Source organism: Parafrankia soli, from assembly GCF_001854695.1.
Lineage (GTDB): Bacteria > Actinomycetota > Actinomycetes > Frankiales > Frankiaceae > Parafrankia > Parafrankia soli.
On sequence record NZ_MAXA01000260.1, the window covers coordinates 1 to 23,193 of the forward strand.

The 23,193-nt window shown below is 70.2% G+C and carries 25 protein-coding genes and 1 pseudogene; 16 read left to right on the forward strand and 10 right to left on the reverse strand.

Going from position 1 to position 23,193, the window contains the following annotated elements:
* The 4 genes from BBK14_RS30625 to lipA all read left to right on the forward strand — a co-directional run.
* Window positions 1-1,617: FAD-binding protein (locus tag BBK14_RS30625; protein ID WP_071066647.1), on the forward strand; the 1,617-nt coding region annotated here is incomplete at its 5' end.
* A complete protein-coding gene (locus tag BBK14_RS30630; RefSeq protein ID WP_083391364.1) occupies window positions 1,614-1,973 on the forward strand; it encodes a 2Fe-2S iron-sulfur cluster-binding protein in 360 nt (119 codons plus the stop codon). The genes BBK14_RS30625 and BBK14_RS30630, both read left to right, overlap by 4 nt.
* 223 nt (window positions 1,974-2,196) lie before the next feature.
* On the forward strand, window positions 2,197-3,384 hold the full coding sequence (locus tag BBK14_RS30635; protein WP_071066649.1) for an amidohydrolase family protein: 1,188 nt from the start codon (window positions 2,197-2,199) through the stop codon (window positions 3,382-3,384).
* A gap of 37 nt (window positions 3,385-3,421) precedes the next feature.
* Window positions 3,422-4,327: a lipoyl synthase gene (gene lipA / locus BBK14_RS30640; RefSeq protein WP_041255986.1), complete on the forward strand. Its 906-nt coding sequence runs from the start codon at window positions 3,422-3,424 to the stop codon at window positions 4,325-4,327.
* Between the two features lie 15 nt (window positions 4,328-4,342).
* Here lipA and mftF read toward each other — a convergent pair whose 3' ends face one another.
* From mftF to mftA, 5 genes are read right to left on the reverse strand one after another with little or no spacing between them, the layout of a single operon-like run.
* A complete protein-coding gene (mftF, locus tag BBK14_RS30645; protein WP_083391365.1) occupies window positions 4,343-5,806 on the reverse strand; it encodes a mycofactocin biosynthesis glycosyltransferase MftF in 1,464 nt (487 codons plus the stop codon).
* Window positions 5,803-6,612, reverse strand: a complete 810-nt coding sequence (locus BBK14_RS30650; RefSeq protein WP_071066650.1) for a mycofactocin-coupled SDR family oxidoreductase — start codon at window positions 6,610-6,612, stop codon at window positions 5,803-5,805. Before BBK14_RS30650 ends, mftF begins: the two co-directional genes overlap by 4 nt.
* Before the next feature lie 45 nt (window positions 6,613-6,657).
* Window positions 6,658-7,848 (reverse strand): mycofactocin radical SAM maturase, encoded by a 1,191-nt coding sequence (gene mftC, locus BBK14_RS30655; RefSeq protein WP_071066651.1) that lies wholly within the window; start codon window positions 7,846-7,848, stop codon window positions 6,658-6,660.
* Entirely contained in the window at window positions 7,845-8,147 is a 303-nt protein-coding gene (gene mftB / locus BBK14_RS30660; protein ID WP_071066652.1) for a mycofactocin biosynthesis chaperone MftB, read from the reverse strand. The genes mftC and mftB overlap by 4 nt, the downstream gene beginning before the upstream one ends.
* Window positions 8,137-8,256, reverse strand: coding sequence for a mycofactocin precursor MftA (gene mftA, locus BBK14_RS30665; protein WP_071066653.1), 120 nt, complete (start codon window positions 8,254-8,256; stop codon window positions 8,137-8,139). The genes mftB and mftA overlap by 11 nt, the downstream gene beginning before the upstream one ends.
* A gap of 66 nt (window positions 8,257-8,322) precedes the next feature.
* On the opposite strand from mftA, the gene BBK14_RS30670 reads away from it, so the two are divergent.
* Genes BBK14_RS30670 through BBK14_RS36195 form a run of 3 tightly spaced genes read left to right on the forward strand, consistent with a single transcriptional unit; the run spans window position 8,323 to window position 9,265 of the window.
* Window positions 8,323-8,856: an acyl-CoA-like ligand-binding transcription factor gene (locus tag BBK14_RS30670; protein ID WP_083391366.1), complete on the forward strand. Its 534-nt coding sequence runs from the start codon at window positions 8,323-8,325 to the stop codon at window positions 8,854-8,856.
* The gene (locus BBK14_RS40945) at window positions 8,853-9,119 is read left to right on the forward strand and encodes a helix-turn-helix domain-containing protein (RefSeq protein ID WP_241831980.1); all 267 of its coding nucleotides are present in this window, start codon (window positions 8,853-8,855) and stop codon (window positions 9,117-9,119) included. The genes BBK14_RS30670 and BBK14_RS40945 overlap by 4 nt, the downstream gene beginning before the upstream one ends.
* Complete coding sequence (locus BBK14_RS36195; protein WP_241831983.1) at window positions 9,059-9,265, forward strand: SDR family oxidoreductase; 207 nt, start codon at window positions 9,059-9,061, stop codon at window positions 9,263-9,265. The genes BBK14_RS40945 and BBK14_RS36195 overlap by 61 nt, the downstream gene beginning before the upstream one ends.
* Window positions 9,266-9,418: 153 nt before the next feature.
* Here BBK14_RS36195 and BBK14_RS30675 read toward each other — a convergent pair whose 3' ends face one another.
* On the reverse strand, window positions 9,419-10,594 hold the full coding sequence (locus BBK14_RS30675; protein ID WP_071066655.1) for an amidohydrolase family protein: 1,176 nt from the start codon (window positions 10,592-10,594) through the stop codon (window positions 9,419-9,421).
* Window positions 10,595-10,982: 388 nt separating this feature from the next.
* Between BBK14_RS30675 and BBK14_RS30680 the strand changes: the two genes are divergently transcribed.
* The 7 genes from BBK14_RS30680 (at window position 10,983) to BBK14_RS30715 (ending at window position 17,528) form a co-directional block, all read left to right on the forward strand.
* Window positions 10,983-11,768: a neutral zinc metallopeptidase gene (locus BBK14_RS30680; protein ID WP_071066671.1), complete on the forward strand. Its 786-nt coding sequence runs from the start codon at window positions 10,983-10,985 to the stop codon at window positions 11,766-11,768.
* 225 nt (window positions 11,769-11,993) lie between these two features.
* On the forward strand, window positions 11,994-12,266 hold the full coding sequence (locus tag BBK14_RS30685) for a WXG100 family type VII secretion target (protein ID WP_131802466.1): 273 nt from the start codon (window positions 11,994-11,996) through the stop codon (window positions 12,264-12,266).
* A 391-nt stretch (window positions 12,267-12,657) separates the two neighbouring features.
* Window positions 12,658-12,990, forward strand: a complete 333-nt coding sequence (locus tag BBK14_RS30695; RefSeq protein ID WP_131802467.1) for a hypothetical protein — start codon at window positions 12,658-12,660, stop codon at window positions 12,988-12,990.
* Window positions 12,991-12,994: 4 nt separating this feature from the next.
* Window positions 12,995-13,390, forward strand: a complete 396-nt coding sequence (locus tag BBK14_RS37910; RefSeq protein ID WP_071066659.1) for a hypothetical protein — start codon at window positions 12,995-12,997, stop codon at window positions 13,388-13,390.
* Between the two features lie 88 nt (window positions 13,391-13,478).
* Window positions 13,479-15,764, forward strand: a complete 2,286-nt coding sequence (locus BBK14_RS41495) for an FtsK/SpoIIIE domain-containing protein (protein WP_198541481.1) — start codon at window positions 13,479-13,481, stop codon at window positions 15,762-15,764.
* On the forward strand, window positions 15,748-16,632 hold the full coding sequence (locus BBK14_RS30710) for a hypothetical protein (RefSeq protein WP_241831981.1): 885 nt from the start codon (window positions 15,748-15,750) through the stop codon (window positions 16,630-16,632). The genes BBK14_RS41495 and BBK14_RS30710 overlap by 17 nt, the downstream gene beginning before the upstream one ends.
* Window positions 16,633-16,796: 164 nt before the next feature.
* On the forward strand, window positions 16,797-17,528 hold the full coding sequence (locus BBK14_RS30715; protein WP_071066661.1) for a phospholipase: 732 nt from the start codon (window positions 16,797-16,799) through the stop codon (window positions 17,526-17,528).
* A 105-nt stretch (window positions 17,529-17,633) separates the two neighbouring features.
* On the opposite strand, the pseudogene BBK14_RS43060 reads toward BBK14_RS30715, so the two are convergent.
* Both BBK14_RS43060 and BBK14_RS30720 read right to left on the reverse strand, forming a co-directional pair.
* A pseudogene (locus BBK14_RS43060) lies at window positions 17,634-17,735 on the reverse strand (hypothetical protein); the annotation flags it as partial.
* Window positions 17,736-17,936: 201 nt separating this feature from the next.
* Window positions 17,937-19,478, reverse strand: a complete 1,542-nt coding sequence (locus BBK14_RS30720) for an MFS transporter (RefSeq protein WP_071066662.1) — start codon at window positions 19,476-19,478, stop codon at window positions 17,937-17,939.
* A 162-nt stretch (window positions 19,479-19,640) separates the two neighbouring features.
* Between BBK14_RS30720 and BBK14_RS30725 the strand changes: the two genes are divergently transcribed.
* Window positions 19,641-20,045, forward strand: coding sequence for a MarR family winged helix-turn-helix transcriptional regulator (locus tag BBK14_RS30725; RefSeq protein ID WP_241831982.1), 405 nt, complete (start codon window positions 19,641-19,643; stop codon window positions 20,043-20,045).
* 136 nt (window positions 20,046-20,181) lie between these two features.
* On the forward strand, window positions 20,182-20,346 hold the full coding sequence (locus BBK14_RS37505) for a carboxymuconolactone decarboxylase family protein (RefSeq protein ID WP_198541482.1): 165 nt from the start codon (window positions 20,182-20,184) through the stop codon (window positions 20,344-20,346).
* 53 nt (window positions 20,347-20,399) lie between these two features.
* Here the strand turns inward: BBK14_RS37505 and BBK14_RS30730 are convergent, their stop codons facing one another.
* Both BBK14_RS30730 and BBK14_RS30735 read right to left on the reverse strand, forming a co-directional pair.
* Entirely contained in the window at window positions 20,400-22,025 is a 1,626-nt protein-coding gene (locus BBK14_RS30730) for an SPFH domain-containing protein (RefSeq protein WP_071066664.1), read from the reverse strand.
* A complete protein-coding gene (locus BBK14_RS30735; protein WP_071066665.1) occupies window positions 22,022-22,993 on the reverse strand; it encodes a TIR domain-containing protein in 972 nt (323 codons plus the stop codon). Before BBK14_RS30735 ends, BBK14_RS30730 begins: the two co-directional genes overlap by 4 nt.
* Window positions 22,994-23,193 lie beyond the last annotated feature (200 nt).

The following is a 23,193-nucleotide window of genomic DNA, read 5'->3' on the forward strand; positions in this document are numbered from 1 at the left end:
GTGGCCGCGGCGGCGAGCGGCCTGGACACGCTGGTGATCGAGAAGCAGCCGATGATCGGCGGGTCGACGGCCATGTCCGGTGGCGTCCTGTGGCTACCGAACAACCCGCTCATGCAGGCCGACGACGTTCCCGACTCCCTTGAGGACGCGCTGGCGTACTTCGAGTCGGTGGTCGGGGACGTAGGACCCGCCTCGTCGCGGGAGCGGCGGCTCGCCTACATCGTCGAAGGCTCCAACATGGTCCGCTTCCTGCAGGGCCTGGGCCTGCGTTTCGAGCGGTGCGAAGGGTACAGCGACTACTACGCGCAGGTGGCGGGAATTCGTGGCGGCAGCGCCCGCGGCCGCTCCATCGAACCCGCGGTGACCGATGGCAGGAAGCTCGGACCGTGGCTCGCGAAGCTGATGCCGGGCATGACGGCCGCGCTCGGAATCGTCGTGATGACCCGCGAGGCGTCCACGCTGCAGCTGATCAAGCGGCGGCCGAAAGCCATGCGCACCGCCCTCCGGGTGGGGATGCGGACGGCCATGGGCAGGATCAGGAGGCAGACCCGGCTGGCCAACGGCGCGGCACTGATCGCGCAGGCCCTGGAGGCGGCGCTGGCGGCCGGGGCGACGGTCTGGACAGACACTGGGCTGGTCGACCTGATCGTCGAGGACGGCCGGGTGGCCGGCGTCGTGGCCAGTCGGGACGGGCAGACCGTCCGGATCCGCGCCCGCCGCGGCGTGCTGTTGAGCTCGGGCGGGTTCGCCCGCAACGCCGAGATGCGCAGACGCTACTCGAAGCAGCCGAACGAGGGGTCGTGGACCATCGCCAACCCCGGGGACACGGGTGAGGCGATCGAGGCCGCCCAGCGGGTCGGCGCCGCCGTCGACTTCATGGACGAGGCGTTGTGGATCCCGGCCTCCATCCAGCCCGGCGGACGTCCGAGCCTGCACACCGGAGAGCGGAGCAAGCCGGGCTCGATCATCGTCGACCGGGCCGGCCGGCGGTACTTCAACGAGGCGGTCTCCTACATGGAGGCCGGGCGGCAGATGTACGCGCACAACACGGCCGGTGAGTCCATTCCGAGCTGGCTGGTCATGGACTCCCGCCACCGCGGTCGTTATCTGTTCGCGTTCCGTGCCAACACCCCCGAAGAGTGGATCACCAGCGGCTACATGAAGAAGGCCGACACGGTGGAGGAACTGGCGCGGGCGTGCGGCATAGACCCGGCCGGGCTGGCCGCCACGGTCGAGCGGTTCAACGGGTTCGCGAAGCAGGGCACCGACCCCGACTTCCACCGCGGCGAAGGGGCTCACGAGCGGTACCAGGGCGACTACGGCAACCAGCCGAACGCCTCGCTCGCGCCCGTCGAGAAGGCGCCCTTCTACGCGGTCGAGCTCTACCCGGGTGACGTGGGGACGAGCGGCGGGCTGCTCTGTGACGAGTTCGCCCGTGTGCTCGACACCAACCATGATCCGATCCCGGGTCTGTACGCCGCCGGGAACTGCAGCGCGTCGGTGATGGGACGCACCTATCTGGGGGCGGGCGCCAGCATCGGGAACAGCTGCGTCTTCTCCTACATCGGTATGAAGCACGCCGCGCACGTCGTCTCCGGCGACCCGGTGGCCAGGTGACCGAAGAGGGGGGTGGGCGGCCCAGACGGCCGTTGGTCCGGGTCGAGCCCATCGGCGCGGATCTCACGCCCGAGCCCGGCGAGACGATCATCGAGGCGGCCTGGCGACTCGGGTACCACTGGCCCACGGTGTGCCACGGCCAGGCCACGTGCACGGTATGCCACTTCGAGGTGCTCAGCGGAGCTGAGCACCTGACACCCGCCGACGGCGAGGAAACCGACGCCCTCGAAAACCGACTTCCCGGTGCGCGACGTCGTGATCTCACCCATCTTCGGCTGGCCTGCCGGGCATGTGCCACCGGCGACGTCGCCGTGCGCAAGAAGGGCGTTCGGCGACTGGCCGAAAAGGAGTCCTGACACGCGTCCGCAAGGGCCCCGACGCCGCGTGACCGCGGCGCCCGGTCGGTGCCATCGCGGAACGGCTGGAACGGCGAGATCCGGCCGCTCGCTCGGTCGGCATTGGCGGAGAGCTGGCCGCCGAAACAAACAAGGACTTGACCGAATGTGCAAAGACGGCCGCGGGCGACGCACTGATGATGGTTCATGAGGGCAGCGCGAAGAAACCAGGAGAGTAGGGAAAATGGCAGCGCCAGAGTTGATCATTGACGCGGACAGTCACATCACCGAGCCGCCGGACGTGTGGACCGCTCGGGTGCCGGCGAAGTATCGCGAGGACGTTCCACACGTGGTGCGGCAGGGCACGGCGGACACCTGGGTGCTCCACGGGGAGCGGCTGGCGCCGGTCGGCGTGACGGCTCCGGCGGGATGGCCGACGTTCCCGCCCGAGTACCCGCAGACCTACGAGGACTGCCACCCGGGCGCGTACCAGGCGGATGCCCGTCTGAAGTACATGGACGAGGCGGGTATCTGGGCCCAGGTGCTCTACCCGAACGTGGGCGGGTTCGGCAGTGAGAACTTCCTGAAGTTGAAGGACGACACGCTGAAGCTGCTGTGCGTCTCGGCGTACAACGACTTCCTCCTCGAGTGGTCCTCGGCCGACCTGCGCCGGCTGCTGCCGGTGGTGGCCACGCCGTTCTGGGACATCGACGAGACCGTACGGGAGATCGAGCGGTGCGCCCCGTTGGGCGCGCGGGGAATCCTGTTCACCGGCGAGCCGCAACGCTACGGGCTGCCCGTGCTCGGATCGCCGCACTGGAATCCGTTGTGGGAGGTCGCCCGTGCGGCCGACCTGCCGATCCACTTCCACATCGGCAGCGCCGGAGACACCCTGGAGCTGTCCACCCCGGAGCGCTACGCCCAGCACGGCGTGGAAGGGGCGCAGGCCTACTGCGCGGTGAGCCTGTTCATGAAGAACGGTGTCCAGTGCTCGGATCTGATCACGTCGGGCGTGCTGTCCCGCTATCCCGAGCTGAAGTTCGTCTCCGTGGAGAGCGGTATCGGCTGGCTTCCGTTCATGCTCGAGGCCACCGACTACAGCTGGCTCGGCGCGTTCCGTCCGGGCCGGGAGCGCCAGTCGGGAGACGTGCTGCCGTCGGATCTGTTCCGCCAGAGCGTTTTCGTCACCTACTGGTTCGAGTCGGTAGCCCCGAAGCACTTCCTCGATCTGATGCCGATCGACAACATCCTCTTCGAGACCGATTTCCCGCACACCACCTGCCTGTTCCAGAACATCCAGGAGACCATCACGTCCGGCCTCGGGCACGTCGACGGGGGAGCGCGCCGGAAGATTCTCTGGGAGAACGCGACAAAGCTGTACCGGATCGAGGAGCCGTCGGCGTCGTGGCGGGCCACCGCCGGGACGAGCTGATGACCGAGGACGGCCCGTGACACCGGACGGCCGTGCGATGCTGCGGCTCGAGGTCCGCAACGCCCGGACCCCGGTCGAGAACAAGCCGCCGTGGATGCGCACCCGGATGCGCGTCGGTCCCGCCTACACCGAGGTGATGGCCGTGGTCCGCGAGTCCGGGCTGCACACGGTGTGCGAGGAGGCCGCCTGCCCKAACATCTTCGAGTGCTGGGAGGATCGGGAGGCGACCTTCCTGATCGGCGGGGACGTCTGCACACGGCGCTGCGACTTCTGCCAGATCGACTCCGGCAGACCCGCTCCGCTCGACCGGGACGAGCCTCGCCGGGTGGCCGAATCCGTCGCCAGCCTGGGACTGCACTACGCYACCGTCACCGGGGTGGCACGGGACGACCTGGCCGACGGAGGGGCCTGGCTGTACGCCGAGACCGTGCGCCAGATCCATGCGCGTTCCTCCGGAACCGGCGTCGAGCTGTTGATCCCGGACTTCCGTGGTGACCCGGCCCTGCTGGCCGAGGTGTTCGGTGCCGGCCCGGAGGTGCTTGCCCACAATGTCGAGACGGTGCCCCGGATCTTCCGCGGCATCCGGCCGGGCTTCCGCTACGAGCGCTCGCTTGAGGTGATCAACCGTGCCCACGCGGAAGGGATCGTCACGAAGTCGAACCTGATCCTCGGTCTGGGTGAGACCGTCGACGAGGTCGACGCCGTGCTGGCGGACCTGCGGGCAGCTGGTTGTGATCTGGTGACGGTGACCCAGTACCTGCGGCCCGGCCCGCGCCACCATCCGGTGGAACGCTGGGTGGAGCCGGAGGAGTTCGAACGGTGGTCCGCCCGGGCCGCCGAGCTCGGCTTCGCCGGGGCGATGGCGGGGCCGCTGGTCCGCTCCTCCTACCGCGCGGGCCGGCTGTATCGCCAGGCAGTGGCGCTCCGCGGTGAACGCCGGTGAGCGCCGGTCGACCTCTCATCTATGGTCGGGTCCTCTCGACCCGTGGGCGCGCCGGCCAATCGTGGGGCGCACCGGGATGGTCGTCCGGTTGTGCACACACCCGGTCCACACACCGCTGCCGTAGGCGACGTCCTCGGCGAGACGGCCGAGCACGAACCGCACCGGGTCCATCGACCCGCGCCGGCCCGCCCACTCCGCCAGGGCCGGGCCGACGACCAGTGATGCCACTGCCGCCCGACGTCCCCAGCGCGGGCGGCCGCCACCCGCGGCGCCGGCCGCGAGCAGCGGCATGGCGTACTGGGTGCCGTACCGGCCGACGCCGAGCCAGGTCCGGCCGACGGCACCTGCCGTCGCGCGCGCCACCTCCCGGACGGGCAGGTCTGACCGGCGCAGCGTCCGCACGGTGCGCAGTACCGAACAGGTGTACGCGGCGGCGGCCAGCACGGGCCGACGGGCGAGCAGCGCGGCGACCGTCAGCGCCGGCCCCGGGAACAGGACGAGCGGGGGCAGCGATCCCGGGTGGCGCAGCGCCAGCGGCGCGGCGGACGTGCCGTACCGGAACCTCCGGCCGAGCAGCCCGGCCCAGGTCTCCGGTTCCAGGTGCCGGACCTCGACGGTCGGGTCGTACCGGATGCGCCAGCCCGCCTTGTCCAGCCGCCACACCAGGTCGACGTCCTCGCCCGCGACCGACAGCGTGGTGTCGAACGCCCCGCCGGCCGCCGGACCGCCGCCGGCGATCTCGGCCAGCGCCGCGCGGCGGACCAGGATCGCGGCGGTCGGGACGTAGGCCACCCGGGTGTTCGACCCGACCCGGGCCGGCGTGCCGCCGAGGTCGAGGCTGCGTGTGGTGCCGGCGTACCGGCCGGCCCAGCCGCCCGGCGCGCCGGGAACGGGGACCGTGCGCGGGGCCACGGCGCCGACCAGCGGGTCGGCGAAGTGCGCGGCCAGCGCGCCGATCCAGCCCGTCGGCGGCACGCAGTCGCTGTCCACGAAGGCGACGAGCTCGCCGGCGGTCGCCGCCAGCCCGGTGTTGCGGGCCGCCGCCGGCCCGCCGTTGACGGGGCGCCTGATCACCTTCGCGCCGAACCGGTCGGCGAGCTCGATGATCGCTCCGGGCTCGCGCGAGCCGTCGTCGACCAGGACGACCGGGTGGCGGTCGCCCACCGCGGCGAGGCACCGGGCCAGCTTGTCGACGCGGTCGTGGACCGGGATCACGACGGTGACGTCCGGGTCGTGCCGCGGCGTGGGCGGCCTGGGATGTGCCAGGCCGGCGTCGGTGAGCCGGCGGGCCAGGGCGCCTGCCCGTGGGGACACCACCGGGCCGGTCGCGAGCTCCTGCCAGGCGGCCTGGCCGGCCGCGGTCAGCCGGATCACCCTGGCCGGCGAGCCGCCGAGCCAGCTGTCGGCGCTCAGCCGCCGTGCCGACGTGTCGAGAACGACCCGGAAGCCGGCCGGCAGCGGGGCCACGGGCGTGGTCACAGCGCGAGGCCTCCGTCGACCGGTACGACGGCACCGGTCATCCCGCTGCTGGCCGGTCCGGCGAGGAAGGCGAGGACCTCCGCGACCTCCGCCGGGGCGAGCAGCCGTCGGAGCGGTTGCTGCGCGGCGAACTCCGGCGCCCCGCTGAGGCCGTACAGGCGGGCGCTCTCGGCCAGAATCGGTGTGTCGGTGGAGCCCGGACTGACCGCGTTCGCGGTGACACCGGTGTCTCCCAGCTCGGCTGCCAGGGCCCGGACCAGCCCGGTGACGCCGGCCTTCGCCGCGCAGTAGGCGGCCAGCATCGGCAGCCCGCGGGTCGCCGCGGCCGACGCCACCGCCAGGAAACGGCCGTGCCGCGGCGGTGGCCGCCGCAGCATCGCGGGCACGGCCGCCCGAGCCAGGTTCAGGACACCGCCGAGGTTCACGTCCAGCACGGCCTGTTCCTGCTCCGCCGGGACCTCCCACAGCGGCACGCCGCCGGCGATCACCCCGGCGGCCGCGACGGCGGCGTCCAGGCCACCCCACCGGGCCTCGGCCTCGGCGACGGCGGCTTGGAGCGCGGCGGCGTCCCGGACGTCGGCGATGAACGGGCGGACCCGGTCCGCCGCCTCGACCCGCCAGTTCGCCTCCGCCACCACCTCCCCGAGCTCGGCCTCGGTGCCCATCGGGTAGGCGAGCGCGGGATCGTCCTTCCCGCGGTCGACCGCGAGCACCTCCCAGCCCTGCTGCGCCAGCGCCAGCACGGTGGCCGCGCCTATCCCGCGCGCCGCCCCGGTGACCACGGCGACGGTGCGGTCGGCGGTCACGCCGCCCGCCAGCTGTCCACGGCTCGTACCTCAGTTCCTCGCATGTCAGAGCCTCAGCCCGGCCAGCGGGCTCTCCTCACACGCGCGGTCGGGTGGGCGCGCGCCGATCGTCACCGGGACCGGGCCCGCCCGGCGGGACGCCGGGCGGGAGTGGTCCAGCGACGGCTTCGGCACCAGCTCGAGGTCCACCGCGGCCAGCGCGGCCGCGCCGTGGCCCTTCACGCATTCCGGGTCGGGGCCGTCCAGCGGCAGGCCGGTGAAGAACTTCGCCGCCATGCACCCGCCCCGGCAGGCGTCGAACGCCGAGCACGACGTGCAGGCCCCGCCGGTCTGCGGCTGGCGCAGGTCGGCGAACAGCTCCGAGGTCCGCCAGACCCCGGTGAACCCGCCCTCGCCGCGGACGTTGCCGGCGCGGAAGCTGTCGTGGATGGCGAACGGGCAGGCGTAGACGTCACCGACCGGGTCGATGAGGCACACCATCCGCCCGGCGCCGCACAGGTTGAGCCCGGGCAGCGCGTCGCCGTAGGCGGCCAGGTGGAAGAACGAATCCCCGGTGAGGACCCGCTCGCCGTGCGCCACCAGCCAGTCGTAGAGCTCCCGCTGCTGGGCGGCCGTCGGGTGCAGCTCGTCCCAGACGTCGGCGCCCCGGCCGGACGGCCGCAGCCGGGTCAGCCGCAGCTGCGCGCCGAACCGGTCGGCGATCGCCTTGAACTCGTCGAGTTGGCCGGCGTTGTGCCGGGTCACCACGACTGACAGTTTGAACCCGCGGAACCCGGCGGCGGCCAGGTTTGCCATGGCGCGCATCGCCGTCTGGTACGAGCCGGGCCCGCGCACCGCGTCGTTGACGGCCTCGGTCGCGCCGTCGAGCGAGATCTGCATGTCGACGTAGTCGCTGGCGGCCAGCCGCGCCGCCACCTCGGGGGTGATCCTGACTCCGTTGGTGGAGAACTTGACCCCCACGTGGTGGGCGGTGGCGTAGTCGACGAGCTCCCAGAAGTCCGACCGGACGGTCGGCTCGCCGCCACCGATGTTGACGTAGAACACCTGCATCCGCTCGAGCTCGTCGATCACGGCCTTGCACTCGGCGGTGGACAGCTCGCGCGGATCACGCCGGCCCGAGCTGGACAGGCAGTGCACGCAGGCCAGGTTGCAGGCGTAGGTCAGCTCCCAGGTCAGGCAGATCGGCGCGTCCAGGCCGTACTGGAACTGCTCGGCCAGTGGCAGCGGTGTGCTCACGACGGTTTCCTCTCCCGGATCATCTCCGACGCGGCCAACGTGGCCAGAGCGGCGCGGTACGCGGGCAGCTCGGCCGCCGACACGCCCGCGTCGGTGCAAGCCGCGCGGGCTGTCGGGAAGTCGGCCAGTACCTGCACGACCTTCAGCAGCTCGGGGCTCTTCAGGAACGACAGGCGCCGGGTACCGAAGTGGTACAGCAGCGCGCCGAAGCGCTCGGGGCGGATCGACACCTGCGCCGGCACGTACCAGGCGGCGTCAAGGTCGAACGGCGACGGCCGAGCGGCGGGATCAGTAGACACCGCACATGCCGTCGATCGACACCTCCTCGACCAGCAGCTCGTCCGCCACCAACGGCTCCGGAACCTCTGCCGTGACCTCGTCGTTCGCCTGGGTCTGGGTGTCCGTCATCGAGCTGCTCCTTCGGCTGGTCTTTAGGCACCGTGTGACGAATATCGGGCACAATAACGTCACCTAGTGCCACAAACAAGCCCCGACCGCCGTGGCCGGCCCCGCGGGACGAGCGCCCGCAAGTACTTCGACGCGAAGTCGCAGGTGCTGTGGAACGAGTTCGACAACGAGGTCACCACGATCCGCGCCAATCTCCGGCAGACCTCCGGCGACCTGCCCGTGATGGACGCCGTCCGTCACGCGGTCATCGCAGCCAACTACTACCGGGCCGAGGACGTGCCTGAGCTGCGCATGCGCATGCATCTGATCAGCACGGTGCCCGAACTCGTCGCCAGCGCCACGGTGCACTACGACGCCTGGGAGCGCGCGATCACCGAGTTCGTCGCCCGCCGCACCGATCAGCCGGCCGACTCGCTCTACCCGCTCGCCGTCGGCCGGGCCACCCTCGCCGTCTGCCGTGCCGCCTACGAACGCTGGTCCATCCACGCGGACGCCGATCTCACCCTCTACCTCGACGCCGCGCTACGCGCCCTCGCCGCTGGCTTCCGCGACGACATCCTCACCGCCGAGCCGCAGGGCGGCGGGACACGGCGGAGATGAACCAGGTGCCCGGGTCTGAGCCAGCCGACGCGATTCTCAGCGTGGTGCTGGAGCTGCTCGAGTCCGGTGGCCACGACGCCGTCCAGACGCGCGAGGTGGCGCGCCGTGCCCGCGTCTCGCCGCTGACGATCTACAAACTGTTCCCCGGCGCGACGAGCTCAAGGGCCGGGGCATCCGGGTCAACGCCATCACTCCCGGCCCCATCGACACCCCCGGCATCACCGGCCTGGCCGCCGACGAGGAGGAGCAGGCCCACCAACTGAAGGGCTCCCTGGCCAGCGAGGTGCCGTTGGGTCGCATGGGTCACCCGGACGAGGTCGCGAACGCCGTGCTGTTCCTCGCCTCCCCGGCAAGCAGCTTCACCACCGGCAGCAACCTCTACGTCGACGGCGGGGTCAACCAGATCTGAGCACCAAACCGCCATGACGGTCCGGGCCCGGGATCGCGGGTGCTGCGGCCCGTCCTTGTCGTCGTGTCCGGCGGCCGGCCGCCCGGGCCCGTTCCATGGCCACTGCCTGGAGCGGGCCCGCCCGGTCGTGCCGGGTTCACGCCGCGAGCCGGGTCAGACGCGGTAGAGCTTGACCGCGTTGCCGCCCATGACCTTCCGCTGCGTCTCGGGACGCAGCGAGGCGATCGTCTCACCGACCATTCCGAGGGGGTCCGGGTGCAGGCAGGTCGGGTGCGGGAAGTCGGTCTCGAACATGATGTTGTCCTCGCCGACGGTGTCGACGAGGTGCTGGAGGTCGCCGCGGCCCTTCTCGAACCAGAAGGTCGCGTACCAGTTCGACGCGAAGTACTCCGACGGCCGCTTCTGCAGCTTGTGGAAGTACTCCGGCGCGTTCTCCTCGAGCTCGTAGTCCATCGCCTCGAGCATGAACGGCACCCAGCCGATGCCGCTTTCGACCGAGACCATCTTCAGGTCGGGGTGACGGTCGAACATCCCGGAGTAGGCGCTGTTGAGCAGTACCCGGGAGTTGTTCTGGAACAGCGACGCGCCGCCGATCGCCGGCTTCACGTAGTCGTCCTGGCTCGGCCAGTAGGTCGTGCCGAAGTAGGACAGCGCGGTCTGGCTGGCCCCGATGTGGAAGTGCACGGGGAGCTGGTTCCCGGCGCAGACCTCCCAGAACGGGTCCCAGGCGGGGTCGCCCAGGTCGGGTGAGCCGGAGTCCTGCGGGTCGGCGGTCATGTTGACCCCGCGGTAGCCCAGGGCGGCGCAGCGCTCGGCCTCCTGGACGCAGGCCTGGATGTCCCACGCGGGCATGATCGGCATCGGGAGCAGCCGATTGCCCGACTCCGCCTGGACCTCCGCCATCGCGTCGTTGTAGAGCTCGACGCAGAGCCGGAGAACGATCGGGTCCTGGACCGAGTTCCGCAGGTTCTGGCCGCCGATGCCGATCGCGTTGGGGTAGAGGACCTGCGTGTGGATGCCGAGCTCATCCATCAGGCGCAGGCGCTCCTTCGGATCCCACGCCGCGGGGTGCACGTCGTTGATGCCCCAGGACCCGCCCTGGGAGTCCCGGAACGGGTGCTTCTTCCCGTGGTGGTCGACGGTGCCGCCGGAGCCTGCCTTGCCGAACGCCTTGCCCTCGACGATCCACATGTCGACGCCGTCGATCCGCTCGACGTGGGGGACCCGGTCCTCGTAGCCTTTCGGCGCCCGTTCGGTGAACAGGTCGTGGCGCTCGGTCATGTGCGCGTCCGCGTCGACCACTCGAATTCCGTCAGCCAGCTTGACCACTCGGGTCTCCTCGCGTCGTTTCGGCTGCGCCGGTGGCACATACCCGCGTGTACGTTCACGGCCTCTCCGGGAGCTGAGCGACCTCGGTGACGACGGGACCGTGCCTTCGACGCGCCCACGGCGGTCACGCGTCGCACTCCCCGGACTGATCCGCCGCGTGGAGAGCAGGCTAGCCGCGTTGACCCAAAGACACAAGTGAACACTTACTAAGGAGTGGGTCGGCGAGAACCCCGGGACGAACGCCCATCGCGGCGCCGAACACGATCGCCGCCGGCACCCGCGGCAGCCGCCACTCGACCACCACGGTGCGGGCGGGGCCCGCGGCCAGATCTGTCCGAGTGCCGACGAAGCGGGCCATGTGCCCACACGGGCTCATACGGTGGGCGGCATGGGAGTCAGGCGAACGGTCCTGGCGGGCATGCTCGCCGCTGCACTCGGCGGCAGTCTGCTGGCTGGATGCGCCGGGCTGGAGTCGACGGCCGCCGGGGACGGCGCCGCCCCGGCCGCGGAGCTGACCGCGCCCGCCGGGAGCTGCGGCGGTCCCGTCGAGACAGTTCAGGACGTCGAGGCGATCATCTCCGAACCGGCGGGCTGTCCCGGTGCGGTGAACACCTACTGGGCCGGTGAGCTGGGCGACCAGTGGACCGCGCCGCGCTTCGTCCCCTACCGCGACGGCGAGATCCCACCGATCGCCTGCGGAGAGGGCGAAACCGACCCGGCCGCCTTCGCCGGCAACGCCCTCTACTGCCCACTCGACGACACCGTCGCGTACAGCGTCGACTTCATGACCGAACTGCACGACGCCGGCGGCCCGTCCTACCCGATGTACGTGATCATGCATGAGCTGGCCCACCGGGCGGCCACCCACTCCGGCCGGACCGGGGTCGTGTCCCGCGCGGAGGAGAACCAGGCCGACTGCCTCGCCGGCGACGAGGCCCGCTTCGCCACCGACGCCGACCGGCTCGACCTCGGCGACGCCTTTTCCGGCGCCCTGCTGTTCTTCACCCTCGGCGACACCCGCGACCGTGGCTGGTTCGACCGCGAGACCGCCACCTCGGACGGCGCGCACGGCACGCCCCGCCAGCGCGCCCAGGCGTTCGCCTTCGGCTACCTGCGCGACAGCGACACCTGCTACCGCCTCGGCGAGTCACCCACCGGCAGCGTGCTCTTCTGAGCTGATGCTCCGAGGTTTTTCCGCCGAGCATTCTGCCTCCGTCGGGACGGCATCGGTGACCAGACCTCGGAACAAGCGGGTTCGGGCACTGGGCGCTGGCCGGTCGACCAGGCTTGCAGAAAAGGGCTGCGCCGCGGAGTCCGGGCTGCGACAATGATTTTGTCTGGCTTTCAGATCCCGTAAAAAGGCGACATTCGGCGCCGCGGCCCGAGGAACGGAGGATCGATGACCCGACAGGTGCACGCCGACCCGGATGCCATGGCCAAGTTCGCCACGCATCTCAACGACTTCAGCACGGGCATGCTCGGCGAGATCGGCAGGCTTCGTTCCCACTTCGATGGTCTTGACTGGCAGGATGCCCAGGGGCAGCAGTTCGCGTCCGAGGTCGCGGAGATGGCTGACAGGCTCCGCGCCTTCCTCAGCACCTCGAACGATATCGCCCAGAAGGTGCGCCGGAAGACCGAGCCGCTCAACGACTATCTCAACTTGTCCTCCTGAGCGGTCGCGACGCTACGGGGCGGACGGACTTAACGGGGCGGGAGGCAGGTGTCACTCGTATCGGCGGACCCCGCCGTGCTCAACAGGCATGTGGAGGTGATGGCGACCACGGTGGCCGGTATCGACAACGTGGTCGCCGAGATGGTCAGCCGACTGACCGCGCTGACGGATCGGGCCGAGGAGAACGTGCGGTCGCGGCGCATCGAGTACGACGAGGCCAGGCGGGAGCTGACGTCGGCCGAGAACGCGGTGCGGACCGCGGAGACGGCGGTCGAGCACGCGCGCCACGCGCTGGCACGGGCCCAGGCGGAGCTCGAACGAGCCCACACGGAACGCGGCGGCACCGACCGGGAAGGGGATGAACCCGCGGCCGGCGGATGTCTCCGGTTCCATGGCGGCCGTCGCGCGTGCCGAGGCGGGCCTGGCCCTCGCCACCCGCAGGCTGGACCAGGCCATGGGAAGGCTCGCGGAGGCCCGGGTCGAGGCACACTGGGCCGAGCAGCGCGTGAGCGCCGCACTCTCGCTGCGTGACCGGGTCCAGTCAGAGGTCGGCCGCGCCCAGTTCGCGGCAGCGAGGGCGGCCGCGCTCCGTGACCTCGCAACGAACGCGACCTTCCTGCTCACCTGCAGAGTCGATCTGCTCGACGAGTACAACTCGGATCTCCCCAGCCTGGTCTCCGCCGCGCTGACCGGGTCTGCCAGTCCCTTCTCCGGCATCGGGTAGTCCGATGGATCCTGACGCACCGCTGCACCGGCCCGCGGAGTACAGCCGTCTTACCGAATCCGTCCAGATCGCGGGTGACGTCCTGGCTCGTTTCAGCGGGGCCCTCACCGAGTTGACGCGGAGCTGGACCGACACACCCGGCCACCGCTATCTGGAGCACTACGCCCGGCCCATGGCCGCGGAACTCGCGGAGTTCGCGAGGACGTCGACAGACATGGACCAGGCTGTGGGTGACATCAACCGGATCTTCGCCGAACAGGAGAACGAGGCTTGCTCGCGCCGCCGCCGCCAGGACGACAGGCCGCGGCGGTCGGCGGATGCCCAGGACGACAGGCCGCAGTGGTGGGCGGACGTCCAGGATGACGGGCCGCGGCGGTCGGCGGGCGCTCAGGATGAGTGAGGCGCAGGCGGGCCGCGAAGATCTCATCCAAAGGCTGCAGCGGCTACGTGCCGATGCGGACCGCATTGTCGGTGAGGCGGACCGTGCGGTGAACGAGGCCGACGCGGCGCTTGCCGGAGAGCGCGACAAAGTGGGCAAGAAGCGCAGCCAGGCAGTGGCGAAGTGGGCCGACTGGCGCGCGCGAGAGGTCGAGAGCCGGGTGACCGAGGTGCGTGACATCCTCGTTTCCCGACCGCGATTATGGGAGACCGAGGAAGGCCGCCAGCACGGCCCCGTTCCCGAGCACAGCGCCACGGAGGTCGTCGACGCGCTGGCGCTGGCCGTTCGTCGCCTGCGCTCGCCGCTGCGAAGCAAACGGCACTGGACCAGGGTCGCGGTAGCTGCCGTTCGACGCGCTGACGAACTGATCGTACGGGCGACCGAGGACCTCGACGCGCAGGTGCGGACGGCCGCCCAGAACGCCCGGGCCAGCCACGGCAACGCCGTCGCGGCCGCGAAGCGCGCCTGGCGGCAAAGCCTGGCGCTGTTCCAGGCGGAGGTCGCCGCGGTCCGCGCCGACCTCGACGGGATCAGTCTRCCGGCGGACGCTGACTGGAGTACGTGGTCCCCGGTCTCCACACCCGTCGACGGACTGCGAATCGGGTGGTACATCCGGGCCGGGCATGACGGCGGGCAACTCGTCGTGCCCGCCCTCCTGCCGTTTCCCCGCACGACCAACCTCGTTGTCAAGGCCGGTCGCGCGAACACCGAACATTCCGACGTCGCGCTCGGCCTGATCGGCCGGATGCTGGCCTCGATCCCACCCGGCCAGCTGCGGCTGTCGGTTGTCGACTCGATCTCGCTGGGTCGGTCCGTGCGGTCGCTCTCCGGGCTCAACTCGACTGACGTGCGGCTCATGGAGACCCCGCTCATCGACTATCACGAGATCGAGGGCAGGCTCGCCGAGCTGGTCGGGCGCATCGGGCGGATCGAACGGGACCTGCTGGGCCCGCACCGGCTGGACTCGCTTGTCGATTACAACCAGCTGGTTGACGCGCGCCCTGAGCCTTACCACGTCGTGGTGGTTTTCGACTACCCTCGCGGATTCACCACGCCGGACAGCCTTACCCGGCTCGACCAGGTCATGGCGAACGGCCCTCGGTGCGGTGTCTACACCGTCCTGATGATCACGGACGATGACCCCGAGCATCCCCACCACCTGGAGCTGGTCGGGGGAGGGCGGGCCAGGCCCGGGCCGGCCGCGGCGGGGTCGCCGGCGGCCGACCGGTGGGAGCTCGTGCTGGAGCATCCGCGCGAGCCGACCTGGGAGACGTCCCGGATGCTGGGAACGATCGTCGACCGTGTCGCGGATCGGGCGCGTGACGCCGGCAAGGTGGTCGTCTCCCTGGACCGCGTGTTGTCGCTGGTGCCGGCGGCGACCAGACCCGAGCTCGGGGGCATCGCCGGTATGGAGCGACCGGTCGACGCGGGCGATCCGGCCACCTGGTGGCAGGGCGATGCCTCCGACGGGCTCGTGATCCCGATCGGGACGTACAGCCTGGACGACGTCATGGCCATGCGGCTGGGTGAGGGCACCCGCAATCACGTCATGGTCGCCGGTACCACCGGCTCGGGAAAGACGACCCTGCTGCACACGATCGTGCTGGCCGCGGCGACCGTCTACTCCCCGGCGGAACTGGAGCTCTACCTGGTAGACCTGAAGCAGGGCATCGAGTTCCAGGACTATGCCGTCCGGCAGCTGCCGCATGCCCGCCAGGTGGCCATTCACAGCGAACGCGAGTTCGGCCTGGAAACGATGCGCACACTACTGACGGAGATCGATTTCCGTGCGGAGCTCTTCAAAAAATACGGGGTCGAGAAACTCGCCAACTACCGGAGCGCCCGGGCCAGGGCCGCGAACGGGGCCAGCGACCCACGGCTCGCCCGGATCCTGCTCGTCGTCGACGAGTTCCACGTCCTGTTCGACGTCGACGACGCGGTCGGCCGGGACGCGGCGGCCAGCCTGGAGACCCTCGTCCGCATGGGTCGGGCGTACGGGATCCACGTACTGCTCTCGTCGCAGACGCCGAGCAGCCCGGTCGTCATGGGCGGTAGCACCGTCCGGCAGATGGAGGTGCGGGTCGCGCTGCGCTGCGATGACCAGGTCAGCCGCCGGGTACTCGCCGAGAACAATCCCAGCGCCAGTCAGCTGGGCCTTCGGGGTGAAGCGATCTACAATCCCAGCTCGGGCCAGCTCGGTCGTGACACGAAGTTCCAGATCGCCTTCATCGAGGCCGGCACCCGCACGGCGATGCTCGGGGCCATGCGCAAGCTCGCCCACGCACGGCACCACGTCCGTGTTCCCGCGGTGTACGACGGTGACCGGCCCGGGTGACATCACCCGTGACGGGATCTTCGAAAAGCTGGCCCGTGCTCAGTCGACCCCGGCGAAGACGATTCGGATCTGGCTCGGCGAGCCGATGGGGCTGTCGGCCCCGGTGTGCGTCGACCTCACCCCGAGTGCCGATCGCACGATGTCGGTCATCGGTGACGACGCCGCGAACGTCGGTGTACTGACATCGACCGCCGCGGCGCTCGCCACGCTGGGCGTGGGCCGGAGCACCGCGTCTCCGGATCATGCTGATCACGCCGATCAGGGGGCTCAGGCAGGCCACGCGGATCACGCGGACGCCATCACCCTGATCGATTTCACCCCGGTGGACCACCGCTACACCGCTGTCCATGCCGAGCTGGGAGCTGTCCTCCCCGGCCTGCGCCGATGGAGCGCCACACACTGCCTGGAGCGGATCGAGTCCCTCGCGGACCTTGTGCGAAAGAGGCATGCGGACGACGCGTACACCATGACCTCGATCGCCGACTGCAGGGTGCTCATACTCAACGGCCTGCACCGCTGCCGTGAGCTCGACTCCTCCCCGAAAGGCTATGGCGCGGCCGGAGTGGGTGTGCCGCTCAGCCATCTGCTGGAGCAGGGCTCCGAAGTAGGCGTGTTCGTCATCGCGACGATCGACCGCAATGGGCTGCGCCGCGTCCACCGGGATATTCTGAACCAGTTCGGCATCGTACTCACCCGCCGCTACAGTGACTCTTTCGACGATCGTGTGAGTGCGCTGATCGGACGGCCGACGGCCAGGCTGCGTGACGGCCAGGCGGTGCTGGTCGACGACGGCAGCCAGACCCGGCTACGCCCGTACGGCATTCCGCCGCCCGGTTGGTTGAAAGCCTTCGGCGAAACACTTCCCTGAAGGCTGTTCCATAGCCCGGTTGAATGCGGTTCGGGGTGGCCGGCCCGGCCCGCCGGCGTCCGGGCGGCTGTACGCCAGCCGACCTGTCGGTTACCGCACAGTGGCACATCGTGCCCCAGGGGCCCTTTTCGACCTACCGTCGACTGGTCGAAAAGGAGCAGATCATGTCAGACCGTCGGGCCCCCGCCGTGCGACGTTGGCTGGGGCGCCGCCCCGCCGCCGCCACCGCGCTCGCCTGCACCGTGCTCGCGTTGCTCGCGGCCGGCTGCCAGTCCGTCGCGGCGGCGGCGTCCACCGCGGGTGCCGGATCCGGCGGCTGTCACGTTGTGGGCGGTTTCAAGGTGTGCGGCCCGGTCTACGACCGTTACGCGCAACTCGGTGGCCCGACCGGGCCGCTCGGGAATCCGCTGCTCGACCCGCGTCCCGCGGTCGGTGCGGACAGCGTGAGCTACTTCCAGGGCGGCGCCGTGTTCGCCACCGGTACGGAGACCGACGTCCACCGGGTGCCCGGCGGGGAGGTGCCCGCCGTCGACGTGCCGAGCGTGTACAGCCTCCCGCTGGCCGACTTCGTCGTCGTGCGGAACGCGCGGGCGGCCGGTCCGTCAGGAATCCTGGTGTGGACGACCGACGGATGCAGCGGGCCGACTCCGCCCGAGGTGGACGACCTGTTCGCCGACCCCTGCCTGCGTCACGACTTCGGCTACCGCAACTTCCTGAACGGCCCCGCGGTCGACCCCACCGGGCAGCGGCGGCTGGCGATCGACAACCAGTTCCTCGTCGACCTGCGGGCGACCTGCGTGACGGCCGGCCAGCCGCAGGTGAACTGGCTCGGTGTCATGATGCCCTGCGAGCGCGCAGCCCTGCTGATGTACAACGCGGTGCGGGCCTTCGGCTAGTTCTGGCACGGATGCACTATCGCCTCGGTGCGGCGGCCGGGAAGCGGACGGGTCGCCGACCCGCAGCTTCCCCGCCAGCGTCAGCCGGGCCAACCGGTCGGCGAGCGCCTCGGTGACCGGATTCGCCGCACGTCCCTGGATGATGTCGAGCAGATCGGGAAACTGGTTGATCTCCGCCTCTCCTTGACGCGCCGCCCCCCGACCCACTGAGCGCCTTTGTCGAAGGACGCCGCATCAGCGTGGACGGCCCGTCGTTCAGCGGTTCGGCGGCGTCCCGCCTGGAAGCCATCACCCGGCGGCTGCTGGCCCGCGAACCCACCGGCGGACGTCGGCGCGCTGTCGCCGAGTAGGCGGGCACCCTGGCGGCGTGCTCGCCGGTGGCCACGTCGGCCGGGGTGGTCGTGCGGCTCAGGACTCGTGGGGGACCGCCTCCACTCGGGGCTCAGGACGCTCGCGGGGGGTGGGCAGCTTCGCGGATTCGGCTGTCGCCGCCGCTGCCGCCCGCGTCGCCGCGAACGCCGCCCGGGCCGGAGCGCGCAGGACGACGAGCGTCGTGACGAGCCCGAGCAGGGCGCAGCCGGTACCGATCAGGAAGGCCAGGTGATAGCCGCTGACCAGGGCGGCGACGGCGGAGTGCCCGTGGGCGGTGAGGGTTTTCGTGCGGCTGGCGGCGAGGCTGGAGAGGACGGCGAGGCCGACCGAGGAGCTGAGCCAGAGCGAGACGTTGACGATTCCCGAGGCCAGCCCGGCGTCGGCCGGGGGGACGTCCGCCATGGCGATCGACAGCAGCGGGACCATCGCGACGCCCATGCCGAGACCGAGGATCAGCAGCCCCGGGAGCAGGCCGGCGGCGTAGCTGGTGTGCTCGTCCACCCGGGTCAGCAGGAACAGGCCGACGATCACCGCGACCAGTCCGGGGACGAGCACGTTCATCGCTCCGAAGCGGATGAGCAGCCGGCTGACGATGCCCATCGACAGGGCCGCGACGACGAGGGACATTGGCAGGAACGCGAGCCCGGTGCGCAGCGGACTGTAGCCGCGGACCTGCTCGAGGTAGAGCGCGCCGAAGAAGAAGACGGCGTACATCGCGATGAACAGGCATCCGCGCACCACACTGGAGCCGACCAGGCTGCGCACCCGCAGGATCCGCAACGGCATGATCGGATTGCTCCGCCGGGCCTCGACCAGGAAGAACGCGGCCAGGAGCACAACCCCGACGGCCCCGTACCCGAGTGTCTGGGCCGAGGCCCAGCCGTGGGTGGCCGCCGTGACGATCGCGTAGATGCCGAGCAGCAGCGCCGCGGTGACCAGCAGGGAACCGGTGACGTCCACTCCTCGGCCCACTCCGAGACCGACGTTCTCCTCGATCAGGACGACCCCGAGGGCGAAGGTCGCGACCCCGATCGGGACGTTGATGAGGAAGATCCAGTGCCAGCTCACGGCCTGGGTGAGCACTCCGCCGGCCACGAGCCCCAGTGACCCGCCCCCGACGGCGACGAGCATGTAGGCGCTCATCGCCCGGGCCCGCTCCGTCGCGTTCGGGAACTCGGTGACGATGATCGCGATGATCACCGACGAGGAGACGGCGCCGCCGAGCCCCTGGGCGAAGCGGGCCACGATCAGCGTGCCCTGGTTGGGGGAGACGGCGCACAGCGCCGAGGCGGCGGTGAACAGCGCGACCCCGGTGAGGAACACCCGCTTGCGGCCGACCAGGTCGCCGAGGCGCCCGGCGAGCAGCAGGAAACTGCCGAAGGCGATCAGGTAGGCGTCGACGACCCAGGTGAGGTTGGACTGGCTGAAGTGCAGGTCGCCCTGGATCGACGGCAACGCCACGTTGACGATCGACGAGTCGAGCGCGTTCATCAGCATGGCCAGGCACACGACCACGAGGGCGATCCACCGGCGCTGGTCGGCTCCGCCGGTAACTGCGGCCAGCGTGGGGTCAGACATCGACTGCGTCGGTCATCGAGGGGATCTCCTCCGGGGGAGTCGGAGCGTGGTTGGTCATCGGGCATTGATAATCACGTCAGGTTAATCATCATGGATCAGTGATGATGTCGATGCCGCTACTATAGTTCGATGCCGGAAGCCACCTCAACCACGGGGCCGATCGTGCTGCTGACCCGCCTGTCGCGGCTCGTCCACCGGGCCAGCACGCCCGACCTGCTCGGGATCAGCCTCAAGGACATGGCGGCCTTGGCCTACCTGCGCGATCACGCGCGCACCACCCAGCAGGCCCTGACCGAAGGCCTGTGCATCGACGCCAACTACTGCGTCCTGCTGCTCAACGACCTGGAGGCCGCCGGCCTGGCCGAGCGGCGCCGCGACCCGGCGGACCGCCGCCGCCATCTCGTCACGATGACCGAGACCGGCCGCGAGGCGCTCGAACGGGCCGAGCAGGCTCAGGAGAGCGTCGAGGACGAGATCCTCGCCGGCCTCAGCCGGGAGGAACGGGCCATTCTCGCCCGCCTGCTGGGCCAGGCGCTCGACGGCGCCATCCGCCGGCCCAACCTGTAGGAGCCCCCTCCGAGCCGGATTCGGGACGAACCAGGCTCGGGACGATCCGGGCTCGCGGGCTCCGCCGATACAGGCACTGGCAGGTCCTGCCTGGCAGCGGGTACGGCACCTGACGTGGGCGGCGCAGGCGGCCAGCGTGTACACCCGCGGCGGCGTCGACATCCCCACCCGTGAGCTGCTCACCTTCGCGATCCTGGTCGCCCTCGGCGGATGCGACCACGCAGGTGAGGGGGCGCGTCGCGGCGAACCTGAACGTCAGCGTGACCTCGCCGCCTCCACCGACTACCCGCCCGACGAGTAAAAGCGCGCCGCGGATGATGCGGGCGCACGGCCTGATTCATCAGCCGGGGAGCCTCAGATCGGACCGGTACCGGCTGTCAGTTCGCTGGCGGTACCGTCGTCGGGTGGGCCGGGACGCGGCGGCGCGCCAGCCACCTCCTTCTGCTGGACGCGGGCGATCGCATTGTTGATCATTTCGCGTGCGGCTTCCAGGGGCATGTGCTGTAGCAGCGCGGTCGCGTCGCCGCCGACATAGGTCGGCACGTTCATTTTTGAGAGCTGTGCCAGGAGGAGCTCCATCGCCACGACATCCTGGCCCAGAAGCTGGATCCTCGCCTCGAGCTCCGCCGCCGCCAGCTTCTGGATGTGCTCCGCCTCCGCTGTGCTCCGGATTCCTTTGGCGACCGCTTCGCTCTCCGCCTGGACCCGGACGATCTCCGCCTTGATTCTCGCGTTCTCCAGCTCGTGCCGGTGGATACGTGCGTGCTCCCGCTCGCTGGCGATCGCCCGGCGGATCTCGTCAAGGTTCGCGGGTGGTTCGAACTCGCCGAGGGTGGTGCGGACCGCCTCGATATCCCATTCGTCAAGCGCCTGGCGGACTTTCTGCTCGACCTCCAGCCGAACCTCGTTGTGACTGTTCAGGAAGTCGAGCACCTTGTACTCGCTGGCCGTACTCAGAAAATATCCCTCGGCCGTCGTCCCCAGCACACGCTCGACGAACCGGYGCACCGGGGCGGGTCTCGTCACGTCGTCGTCCGGCTCGACCGGATGTTTCTCCTGCTCGCCGAACTGGCTCACCAGCCGCGGCGCCGCTCTGGCCGGAATCTGGATGGTCTGCTGCATGTCGAACCGGATCGGGAATCCTCCGACGTTGACCACGATCTGGTCGAGCGCCGAGTCGAAACGGCTCTCCTCCTGCCGCTTCCTGCTCCACTCCAGGACGAGGACCCGGGTGGGGATGAGGACCACGCGGGCGAACCACGGATTGATCTGATAGCTCCCGCCGCCGGGGAGCGTCTCCTCCTGTACCCCCTGGCAACCACCGTTCTCGAGGAAAGCCCAGGGGTACTGGAAACTGCGATGGCCGGGTACCCGCGGCGCGACCGCGGCGTTGCTGTCGTCGTACATCTGTCCGACGCGGACGATCACGACTCCGGCGGTTCCGACCTGAACGTCGATCTCTCTCAGGTCGTTCTCGGTGAGGCCGTACCGGCCAGACCCGATCGTCTCCACCGTCACGACGTCGAAGAGCTCCGGGTTGATGTCGTACTCGCCGACCGGCAGCACCGCGGGCTGTCTTCCCTTCTGGCCCCCGTTGCGGAGGAAGGCGCGCCCGTCCTGAAAGGAGTCGCATTCGACGTGCCTCGAAAGCGCCTCGTGCACCGGAGCCGTCTCCCCGTCCCTCGCCACGACCACGCCGATCGTTCCCGGCGGGACCCTGGTCCTTTCCCGATAGCTGATCTGGTACAGCACCGGCGGCCGGAAGTAGAGCCAGTCGGCCTTCAGTAGCTCGGCCTGCACCCCTGGCGAGCCATGCACCTTCACCCGCCGGCGTGCGTCGTCCGGGTGGCTCGGGGCGAACCGTACCCGAACGACTCCCACCTGGCCCGGCGGTACCTTTATTAGCCCGATGAAGAGAAGATACCCCCCACCGCCGAGAAAAATGACCAGCAGCGGCCACCCGTACCAGGGCACGATCATCCCCCGCCTTTCAGTAGCCGTAAATRCACAGCCATGACTGTCTGCACCCACTGGTCATGCCAGCTCTGATATCGCTCCATCTGCGGATTACGCAGAGTCGGGAAGAATCCGTTTCCGCGGCCGGCGGCCCCGACGAAGGCTCCATAGCGTGGATTCGTGTCTCCGCGGCCGCTCGTCCACCCCAGCGCCTGTGCCAGCTGGACGAAATCCCGCTCGGTGTCGACGCGCAGGCCCATGTGACGGGCCATCTGGGCGCGAAACCCCTGCTTTCCCTCGGAGGCGTCCTCCCACAGTGAGTCGATCCGGGCCAGCAGGTCGATGGGCAGTCGTTCGCCGTCAGCCCGGCGCCGCATCCAGCCGGCCTCCAGCCGCTGCACCGACTCGAGCAGCAGCGACGATGTCAGGATGTCCGCATGCTCCAGCTCTCCCTCCTGGAAGAGCGAGCCGAGCTTCTCCAACGATCTTTCCCTGGAGAGGTGCACCGTCGACGCCCGTTGGTGCGGCGGCCGCAGCAGGAGCGTCGGGGTGTCTCCGCCGGCGGTGCCCGTGCTCCTGCAGACCGCCTGCAACTGCGCGATCTCCCGCTCGCCTGGCAACGAGCCGTCCTGGGCGTCGAAGTAGTGCCGAGTCGCGAGCAGGAACAGTCGGCTTCCCTCGATCAGGATCGGGAAGAACTCCCGGTCGTGCCGCTGCCCTTCCAGGATCTCCCGTTCGACCCACTCCGACTTCTCTGCCGCGGGGGACATCACGACGATGACCGCGAGGGCGTTCCTGATCCGTAGCCGGATCTCCTGGGTGAATCGAGTGCCCCACCCCAGGCCGTCGTCGTACCAGACGGGCAGGCCGAAGCCGTCCAGGCACCGCGCGAGCCGTTCGACGTACATGGCGTCCGCATGCGCGTACGAGATAAACAGCGAGGGCTCGTTCGGCGTGCTGCTTCCCACATAAGGCGACTCCGCGGCCAGCATCCCTCGTCCTTGCCCTGAACTCATCGCGGCCAGCGCCGGGTCGTGCGGTTCCAGCCCTGGTCACATGCCGGACAGATGGCGGCGTCCCGGCTGTCGGYGCCCGGCGCGGGCACTGTCGGCAGGACGAGCTCGCCGGCGCTCCAACGGATCACCTCAGCTCGGAGCGCTGGTCGAGCCAGACCGGTGAACCCGTCATTTTT

What these genes read in the sequence shown, in the direction of transcription:
- BBK14_RS30635 (WP_071066649.1), top strand. Translation starts at nt 2,197, where the DNA reads ATGGCAGCGCCAGAGTTGATCATTGACGCGGACAGTCACATCACCGAG.
- mftA (WP_071066653.1), bottom strand. Translation starts at nt 8,256, where the DNA reads ATGACGGACACCCAGACCCAGGCGAACGACGAGGTCACGGCAGAGGTT.
- BBK14_RS40945 (WP_241831980.1), top strand. Translation starts at nt 8,853, where the DNA reads ATGAACCAGGTGCCCGGGTCTGAGCCAGCCGACGCGATTCTCAGCGTG.
- BBK14_RS30680 (WP_071066671.1), top strand. Translation starts at nt 10,983, where the DNA reads ATGGGAGTCAGGCGAACGGTCCTGGCGGGCATGCTCGCCGCTGCACTC.
- BBK14_RS30685 (WP_131802466.1), top strand. Translation starts at nt 11,994, where the DNA reads ATGACCCGACAGGTGCACGCCGACCCGGATGCCATGGCCAAGTTCGCC.
- BBK14_RS30695 (WP_131802467.1), top strand. Translation starts at nt 12,658, where the DNA reads ATGGCGGCCGTCGCGCGTGCCGAGGCGGGCCTGGCCCTCGCCACCCGC.
- BBK14_RS37910 (WP_071066659.1), top strand. Translation starts at nt 12,995, where the DNA reads ATGGATCCTGACGCACCGCTGCACCGGCCCGCGGAGTACAGCCGTCTT.
- BBK14_RS30715 (WP_071066661.1), top strand. Translation starts at nt 16,797, where the DNA reads ATGTCAGACCGTCGGGCCCCCGCCGTGCGACGTTGGCTGGGGCGCCGC.
- BBK14_RS30720 (WP_071066662.1), bottom strand. Translation starts at nt 19,478, where the DNA reads ATGTCTGACCCCACGCTGGCCGCAGTTACCGGCGGAGCCGACCAGCGC.